Here is a 7,477-nt window from a genome sequence, read left to right on the forward strand (position 1 = left end):
CATCAGCAGCGCACCGGAACTACTATCCAACATGGACAAAGACGCTCTGCGTCACCACCGAAAGAGCGCCAGAGCCGATCTTGGTACGGACCCGTAGCCAGGGTGAGGTCCAGGGCGCGGCCGTGGTGAGGTTGGGTGTCGGTGCGGTGCTGGAAGAAGGTGTGTGCCTGGCGGATCCGGTCGGCCTTGGTGGTGGGCGCGGTGTTCGCGATGTGGTGTTTCATCGCGGCCCAGATGCGTTCGACGGGGTTGTCCTGGGGGCTGTAGCGGGCGCCTCGGATCAGGTGCAGTCGCGGGTGTTCGTCGAGCCATTGCTGGGTGATGCCGGACAGGTGGGTGCCGCCGTTGTCGCAGATCACCGCGATGGCGGGGGCGTTCGGGTAGGCGTCGAGTAGTTGTTGCAGGAAGGAGCAGAAGACCACGGACACGTTTTTGACGCTGATGTGGTGGTGGACGTGGCCGGTGGCCAGGTTGATCGCGCCGTGGATGGTGCGGCGAACGTTCTTGCCGGGTGTCATGATCCGGTGGCGGATACCGAACGGTATCCAGCAGGAGCGGACCCGGGCGATCAGGTCGAGGTGGGTTTCGTCTTCGGCGAGCACGACTGATCCGGTGGGCAGGGCGGTGATCTGGTCGCGGATGCCGGCGCAGATCTGGTTGTGGTCGGGGTCGCTTTTGGCGATCAGCCGGGGCCGGGACCAGCGGGCCTGTTCGCGGATACCTCGGCGCAGGGTGGACAGGCTGACCTGAGGCCGGCCCAGTGCTCGCCAGAGGCGGGCGGTGGTCCAGGCTTTCGGGGTCGCAAGGAGCCGGCTGATGCGTTGGCCGAGGTGCCGGCTGCCTTTGCGGGGTCGTCCGGTGCGGGGCCGGTCGGGTAGTCCGGCTTGGCCTTCGTGTTGGTGGCGGGTGATCCAGCGGCGCACGGTGGCCGGGTCGTAGTGCAGCAGGTCGGCGATCTCGGCGGCGGACATGCCCGCCGCTGAGCACACAACGATGACCATGCGGCTGGCGGTGCGCCAGGGCCCGTGCAGGGCGGTAATCAGTTCGGTGTGTTGCTCGGCCGGGATCCGGGCGTAGACGTGCGCAGGGCGCATACTGGCGGTGACCTCGTCGGGGGTTTCGGTCTTGTGTGGTAACTCGATCCGAACCCACGACGAGGTTATTACGTCGGTACGTCCCTCTTCCCGAGTGAGTTACGTACAGAACTTCTGATCAGGCGCTTAGATGGGCCGGGTGTTTCCGGACGATCTCCGTCAGGCGACGACCGGCCGTCAAGCGACGCTGCAACAGCGAGAAGCTTGATCGGCCGCGTTGGATGTCCCAAACCAGCAGCTCACCACCGAGCACCGTACGAGCCGGCAACGCGGCGGCGAGCGGTACCACGAGATCGGGGAAGAACCGGGTGAGATCAACACCCTGCCGCGACTGGATCCGCATACCGTCGGCAGTGCGCCAGACGATCGCCCGGAAGCCGTCGTTCTCCAGACCGGACATGTCTCAGGAGACATCCCACGGGTGACCCATCGGTCGAATCACGCCGGCAAGGGGGTGGACCTTCCGATGTCATTGCTCCGACAGCGTTTTGACAGGGCCTTAGTTCTTGTCAATAACGGTCAGGCAGTCGTCGATCATGGGTGAGCCTGATCGAGGTGTCCTGTCCCGAGCGGTGTGGACGCATGTAGGTTCTAGCCGTGGATGCGGAGTTGGTCAGGGCCGCGAGCAGTGGCGATGAAGGTGCGTTCGCGGCGCTGATCGAGGGGAATCTGGCCGGCATGCGAGCTGTCGCGGTCGCTCGGTTGGGCTGGGTGGACGAGGCAGAGGACGCGGTGCAGGATGCGGTGTTGACCGCGTTAAATGACCTGTCGAGGCTGCGTGAGCCGGACGCCGCGGGCGCATGGTTACGGTCCATCGTGCGCAACAACTGTCGCATGCTGCTGCGCTCGCGGCGGGCGCTGCCGGTCGCCGACCCCGAGACTCTGTTGCCGGTTGACGTCAGGTGGGATCCCGGCAAGGTGGTCGAGCGAGCAGCAACTCGCGACTGGGTCCGAGGTGCGGTGGCGGTGCTCCCAGATCCGGTCCGTGAGGTAATGGTGCTGCGCTACTTCACCGACTGGTCTTCGTACCGGCAGATCGCCGAACTGTGCGCTATACCGGAGCACACTGTACGTAGCCGGTTGCGTCAGGGGCGGCGAGCCTTCGGTCAAGCGTTGCAGGACGTCGCTGCGTCGACACTCCCGGATTCGAACGTCATGGCGCGAGCGACGCGGCACGAGGCGGAGGCTCTGGTCCAGGCTGGTTTGCGCGGCGATGCCCGGCAGGTACTCGAAGATCTTTTTCATCCAGGAGCTTTAGTCACCCGAGCGGGTTACGGCACCGAAGGAATTTCCGGGCTCCTGCCGATGATGACCGACACGCTCAGCGCCGGGGTCGGTCTGAGGCTGTTGGATACTGCAGCAAGCGCGGACACCGTGGTCTGGGACATCGAATTTCTCAATCCGGCCAGTGATCCGCAGCATTGCCCGCCCGCCATGACGTGGCTGAGCACCATGCGGCAAGGACGGATTACGCAGCTCCGTATCGCGTACCGGTCGGAACCGTTGCATTGAGACGATCATCACACCGTCGATGAAGCACATCCCGGGTTGCTCGTGCATCTGGTTCCGGCCGCGGAGACGCCGCGGTCGACAGGAGGCGCGACATGGGCACTCTCGCACACATCAGTGCCGGACAAACGGCACTCATTACCGGGGCCAGTTCTGGCATCGGTGCTGCCTTCGCCCAGGAACTGTCCACCCGTGGCGTTCATCTGATTCTCGTCGCTCGGAGCCGCGACAAGCTGGAAGCGGTCGCAGCTCAATGCCGGGCCAGGGGCCGGGTCCGCGTAGACGTGCTGCCGGCCGACCTTGCTCATCCGGATGCGGTCGTCCGGCTCGGCGAGCGTATCGACGCGATCGGCCGTGACGTCGATGTGCTCATCAACAGCGCGGGATTCGGCGTCCACGGTGACGTCGTTCATGCAGACCCGAGCCGCCTGCACGAGCAGAGTCAACTCAACGTCACCGCGTTGGTCGATCTGACCCGGGCCTTCCTGCCCGGAATGACAGCCCGGAGCCAAGGCGTGATCATCAATCTGGCAGCCCTGTCCGCGTTCCTGCCCTTGCCCCACATGGCCGCCTACGCCGCGACCAAAGCCTTCGTACTGTCCTTCACCGAAGCGCTCTGGGTGGAGACCCGGCACAGCGGTGTCCGTGTCCTGGCTCTGTGCCCTGGTCCGACCGACACCCCGTTCCACGCAGCCACCGGATCCGACGACGGAAGCTTCGGCAAGCACCGTTCCCCTGAACAGGTCGTCCGCACGGCACTACGAGCCGTAGAACGTGACTTCCCCGCGTCGTCGACGGACGCCTCAACACCGTCAGCAGCTTCCTACCGAGAATCCTGCCGCACCGCCTCACCCTCGCCATCGGAGAACGCTCCATGAGACCCACGAAGCCTGCCGACAAAGGTGTTCGGCCAACTGGGTAAAGTGCCCGAACCCCGATGGGCGCGGCGCCGCCGCCTCGCCTTTCTACTTCTGATCTGACCAGCTCACGGCGAGGGTTGGACACCGCGGGTCAGCGGGATGAGGGAACGAGTCAGGAGTCGGCGATCTCCCGGCGCAGGGCGTCGTTCTCCGCGGCGAGGGCGGCGATGCCGGTGGCCGCGGCGTCGAGGTGGTCCTGCAGCTCGTGGTATCGGGCTCGGCTGGCCTTCAAGCCCTGCTCGAGGCGGCTGAGGTCGTCGTCGCGGCGCCGGGCGGCGGCCTCGGCCGGGCTGGAGCCGATTTGGGCGTCCCAGGCGGCGAGGATGTCGCCGGCGCGGTTCATGGTGGCCCGGCTGACCTGCGCCTCGCGGCAGAGGTTGTTCTTGGTCAGCCGTCCGTCGGTGTGCCCCGGTCATGGACCGGGAACACCCCGGCACGGGCGAGCGCGGCCGACAGGGCACCCGTCAGCCCAGCTCGGTCCGCGAGCATCCGCAGCAACGCGGTGCCGACGTGCGACACCACACCAGTCCCGTCCGCGGTGACCCGCAGATCCTTCGACCACGCCGTAGACTGCACGCCGGAAGTGCCTTCCTTGCAGAGATTCTCGTAGATGTCGCAATCACAAGTTTCCCCTGCCAGAGAGGCACTTCCGTCTATTTGCACGCCGGTCGGACCTACGAGTTGATGATCACCGTGAATCACCCGGGCTAGCGGGCCGCCCCGGGGACATGGGTCACGGGTACGCCTTCCGGTCCGGTGCCGGCCAGCGCTGACCACCATGGAACGTCGCCCACCGTGCAAACGTCCACCCAGCCAGCACCAATTGCTTGGTCGGGGCCATCGGGGCTTCCGTCATCGCGGATACGGAGGAAGGGTGTCCTGGGGACAGCAGACCTTCGAGGTACGAGGTAATGGGGGGCTAGGAATTGGTGGTCTACCACGCGGAACCAGGGTCGCCGAGTGCCGCGGCCTCGTCCATTCTCGGCAGCCTGACTGTCACCGCGTAGGTTGCTGACCGGCCAGAGCATGTCGGGCTCCTGGGCGAACGAGACTTCGGTGTCTGGTCAGGCCATGATGCCGGCCAGGAGTTTCGCCGTACCCTCGGGATCCTCCACCTGAAAGTGGTGGCTGCCGAGATCGACGAGCACGATGTCGAAGCGGTCGCGGTATCGGTCGATCGCTTCTTGGTTGACCAGGTCCCGAATCGCGAACACGGTGATCGGCTGTTTCGTCTCGCGTAGCGCGGCATCCATGTCCCAACGCACCAGGCCCTCGATGGACCGCAGGCCGGCGGGCTGCCGGACGGCGACCATCTTCGCGAAGTAGGCGTCCTTTTGGGCCGGGTCGGTCCCGGCCGGCGAGCCGCCCTCCACGAGCCCTCGCACCGCTGCGGCGAAGTCCTGGTTGAACAGGCGCATCATCGCGTCGGCCTGTTCCACGCTCTGAGCCGGGAACAGCGACAGGTAGTGCAGCGCGTCCAGGGCCACCACATGCGTGACCGTGTCGGGAAGCAGCCGTCCCACCTCCACGGCGACTGCTCCGCCCAGTGAGTGCCCGGCCACCACCGCCGAGGTCACCGACTCGGCTTCGATCACCGCGACCACGTCGCGAGCGAACTCCTCCATGGTCCAGACTTCCCGTGTCGAACGGGACTCGCCGTGTTCGGCGAGGTCGACGGCGAGGACGCGATAGTCGTCGGGCAGGTGGTCGGTCACGGCGTCGAAGTCGCTGCGGTCGCAGGCCCAGCCGTGGATGAGGACCAGGGTCGGGCCGTCGGCGGGGCCGCTGGCCGTGTACCGGACGGTGGTGTGACCGTCTCGCTCAATGTCGCGGTTCTCTTTGATCCTGTTGATCGATGTCACTGCAACTCCTTGGTTTAGGACGAGTCAGTTGCGCGGGGCTCAGTTGCGCGGGGCGAGGGCGGAGCGGTGTTGTGTCCGCATCTGGTTCAGCCGCAGGGCGAGGGCGGCAAACGTGATCACCGCGATAGCCACGGCGTAGATCTTGGTGGCGGTCATCAGTCCCAGCGCGGTGACGGCGATCCCCCCGAGGACGGCGGGCACGCTGTTCCCCAGGTAGTTGATGACGTTCGCCAGGGCGAAGACCGCGCTGCGCTCGTGTGGCCGGGCGATCCGGGCGAAGGTGCCGAACGTGGCCAGCGTCGACGCGCCGAAGCCGACACCCGCGACGACTGTGCCGGCGCCGGCCAGCCAGGCTATCTCCCCGACCACTCCGGCCAGCGAGATCAGGGTGCCGAGCCCGAGCAGGGCGGACGCGGGGGCCAGCAGAGAGGACGCGGAACGGGACCGGAGCAAGGCGATCGCGATCGCTCCGGTGCCGGCCAGGAGGGTCACGACGACCCCGCCGATCAGATGGTTGTGCAGCCCCAGCAACTCGGCGGCGACGGAAGGTCCGAGTGAGAGGTACATCCCGGCCAGTGCCCAGGTCGCGATCATCGCGGGAACCACCGGGACGATCTCGGCGCGCAGGTGCGTGGGCATCGCGACCCGCGGGCGCAAGGAGGCGACCGCGCCCGGCCGGCGTAGCGACGTCTCCGGCATGCGGGCGACGACCACCATTGCCGGCACCATCGCGCCGAGCAGCAGGAAGTAGATCAGCCGGGTCGGCGCGGGACCGAATTCCACAAGCGCACCGCTGCCGAGAGCGCCGAGGGCGAGCCCGCTCAGCGGAGCCACCGAGGTGACGATGCCCGCCCGGCCCCGCGACGGCTCGAGATCGACGAGAGCGGCGCTCAGGGCGGTCGTGGCAGCTCCGGTCGCGATGCCCTGCAGCACCCGGGCGGCGGACAGGACGACCACGTCGCCGGCGGTCAGGAACAGCACGAGCGCGACCATCTCCAGCGCGATCGCGGCAGCGAGTACCGGCCTGCGCCCGAGGTGGTCGGAGAGCGCCCCGAGGACGAGCAGCGAGCCCAGCAGGCCGACCACATACAGCGCGAAGACGACCGTCAGCACCCATGCCGTGAAGTGCCATTGCTGCTGGTAGATGACATAGATCGGGGAAGGCGCGCTGGACGCGGCCAGGAAGAGGACGAAGATCGCGGCCACCGCGGTGAAGACACCCCTCCGCGGTACGGGGGAAGCTTTGACAGTCATGCAAGCCTCACAGTGATCGTTGCTTTAAGAACTCAAAACATACCCTAAACGCAGCGATCACTGCGACAGTTAGTGCAGTGATCTGTGCGATAATGAACGAGTGTCTGCTCCGCCACCCCCCGCGCCGCAGGTCGGCGGCCGACCCGGCGGCCGGTCTGCCCGCGTCCGGACGGCTGTCCACCGAGCCGTCAAGGAACTGGTCGCCGACGAGACCGAACTGCTGACGATCCCGGTCGTGGCCGCACGTGCGGGCGTGCACGCAACGACGGTCTATCGCCGCTGGGGTTCGATCAGCGATCTGCTCGCCGACGTCGTGACCAGCCGCTTCGCCGGCGACATCGTGGTGCCGGACACAGGCAGCCTGCGCGAGGACCTGAACCGCTACGCCTACGACCTGGCCAAAGATCTCAGCGACCCGGACACCCTCGCCTTGGTGCGCGCCACCATCGGCACGGGCGGAGAGCAAGGTGCCGCAGTCTGTCGTAGCGAACGCCAGCACCAGCTCGAGGCGATCCTCGATCGCGAGCAGGCTCGGGGCAATCCCACCCCGAGCCTGGAGCGCACCACCGACGCGGTGCTCGCCCCGCTCTACTACCGAGCCGTCTTCACCGACCTTCCGCTCACCCCGGAGTGGACCCACCGCCTCGTGGCCGACCTGCTCAGCCTCGACCACTCATAAGGCCGCGGGTCGACCGGTCGAGGCCCGCCCGAAGTCGCTGGAGTCCGCCGCCCGCGAACGGTGCTGCCGGACTGGGCGAGTACTAGTGCGACGTTCCTCAAATGGGCGACTATCAGTTGAAGTGTCTTCTGCATGACGATTAGTGATGTAAACGTCGTC

The 7,477-nt window shown here is 66.7% G+C and carries 7 protein-coding genes and 2 pseudogenes; 3 read left to right on the plus strand and 6 right to left on the minus strand.

From position 1 onward, the window contains the following. Positions 1-22: 22 nt before the first annotated feature. Together KXC43_RS50090 and KXC43_RS50095 are read right to left on the minus strand one after the other, a co-directional pair. Positions 23-1,094 (minus strand): annotated as a pseudogene (locus KXC43_RS50090) (IS630 family transposase). A 118-nt stretch (positions 1,095-1,212) separates the two neighbouring features. Beyond that, positions 1,213-1,494 carry an ATP-dependent DNA ligase gene (locus tag KXC43_RS50095; protein ID WP_221383402.1) on the minus strand — a complete coding sequence of 94 codons (282 nt, stop codon included), beginning with the start codon at positions 1,492-1,494 and terminating at the stop codon, positions 1,213-1,215. 197 nt (positions 1,495-1,691) lie between these two features. On the opposite strand from KXC43_RS50095, the gene KXC43_RS50100 reads away from it, so the two are divergent. Together KXC43_RS50100 and KXC43_RS50105 are read left to right on the plus strand one after the other, a co-directional pair. Next, positions 1,692-2,606, plus strand: coding sequence for an RNA polymerase sigma factor (locus tag KXC43_RS50100; protein ID WP_221383403.1), 915 nt, complete (start codon positions 1,692-1,694; stop codon positions 2,604-2,606). Between the two features lie 92 nt (positions 2,607-2,698). Beyond that, positions 2,699-3,481: an SDR family NAD(P)-dependent oxidoreductase gene (locus KXC43_RS50105; protein WP_221383404.1), complete on the plus strand. Its 783-nt coding sequence runs from the start codon at positions 2,699-2,701 to the stop codon at positions 3,479-3,481. A 154-nt stretch (positions 3,482-3,635) separates the two neighbouring features. Here KXC43_RS50105 and KXC43_RS50110 read toward each other — a convergent pair whose 3' ends face one another. The 4 genes and pseudogenes from KXC43_RS50110 to KXC43_RS50125 all read right to left on the minus strand — a co-directional run bounded on the left by KXC43_RS50110 (position 3,636) and on the right by KXC43_RS50125 (position 6,639). Then, a complete protein-coding gene (locus KXC43_RS50110; protein ID WP_221383405.1) occupies positions 3,636-3,866 on the minus strand; it encodes a hypothetical protein in 231 nt (76 codons plus the stop codon). Positions 3,867-3,928: 62 nt separating this feature from the next. Beyond that, a pseudogene (locus KXC43_RS50115) lies at positions 3,929-4,099 on the minus strand (IS1380 family transposase); the annotation flags it as partial. A 488-nt stretch (positions 4,100-4,587) separates the two neighbouring features. Further along, positions 4,588-5,385 carry an alpha/beta fold hydrolase gene (locus tag KXC43_RS50120; protein ID WP_221383406.1) on the minus strand — a complete coding sequence of 266 codons (798 nt, stop codon included), beginning with the start codon at positions 5,383-5,385 and terminating at the stop codon, positions 4,588-4,590. Between the two features lie 39 nt (positions 5,386-5,424). Then, entirely contained in the window at positions 5,425-6,639 is a 1,215-nt protein-coding gene (locus KXC43_RS50125; RefSeq protein WP_221383407.1) for an MFS transporter, read from the minus strand. A gap of 100 nt (positions 6,640-6,739) precedes the next feature. On the opposite strand from KXC43_RS50125, the gene KXC43_RS50130 reads away from it, so the two are divergent. Next, positions 6,740-7,318 carry a TetR-like C-terminal domain-containing protein gene (locus tag KXC43_RS50130; RefSeq protein WP_221383408.1) on the plus strand — a complete coding sequence of 193 codons (579 nt, stop codon included), beginning with the start codon at positions 6,740-6,742 and terminating at the stop codon, positions 7,316-7,318. Positions 7,319-7,477: the final 159 nt, after the last annotated feature.

The organism is Paractinoplanes polyasparticus (assembly GCF_019710575.1).
In the GTDB taxonomy this organism is placed as follows: domain Bacteria; phylum Actinomycetota; class Actinomycetes; order Mycobacteriales; family Micromonosporaceae; genus Actinoplanes; species Actinoplanes polyasparticus.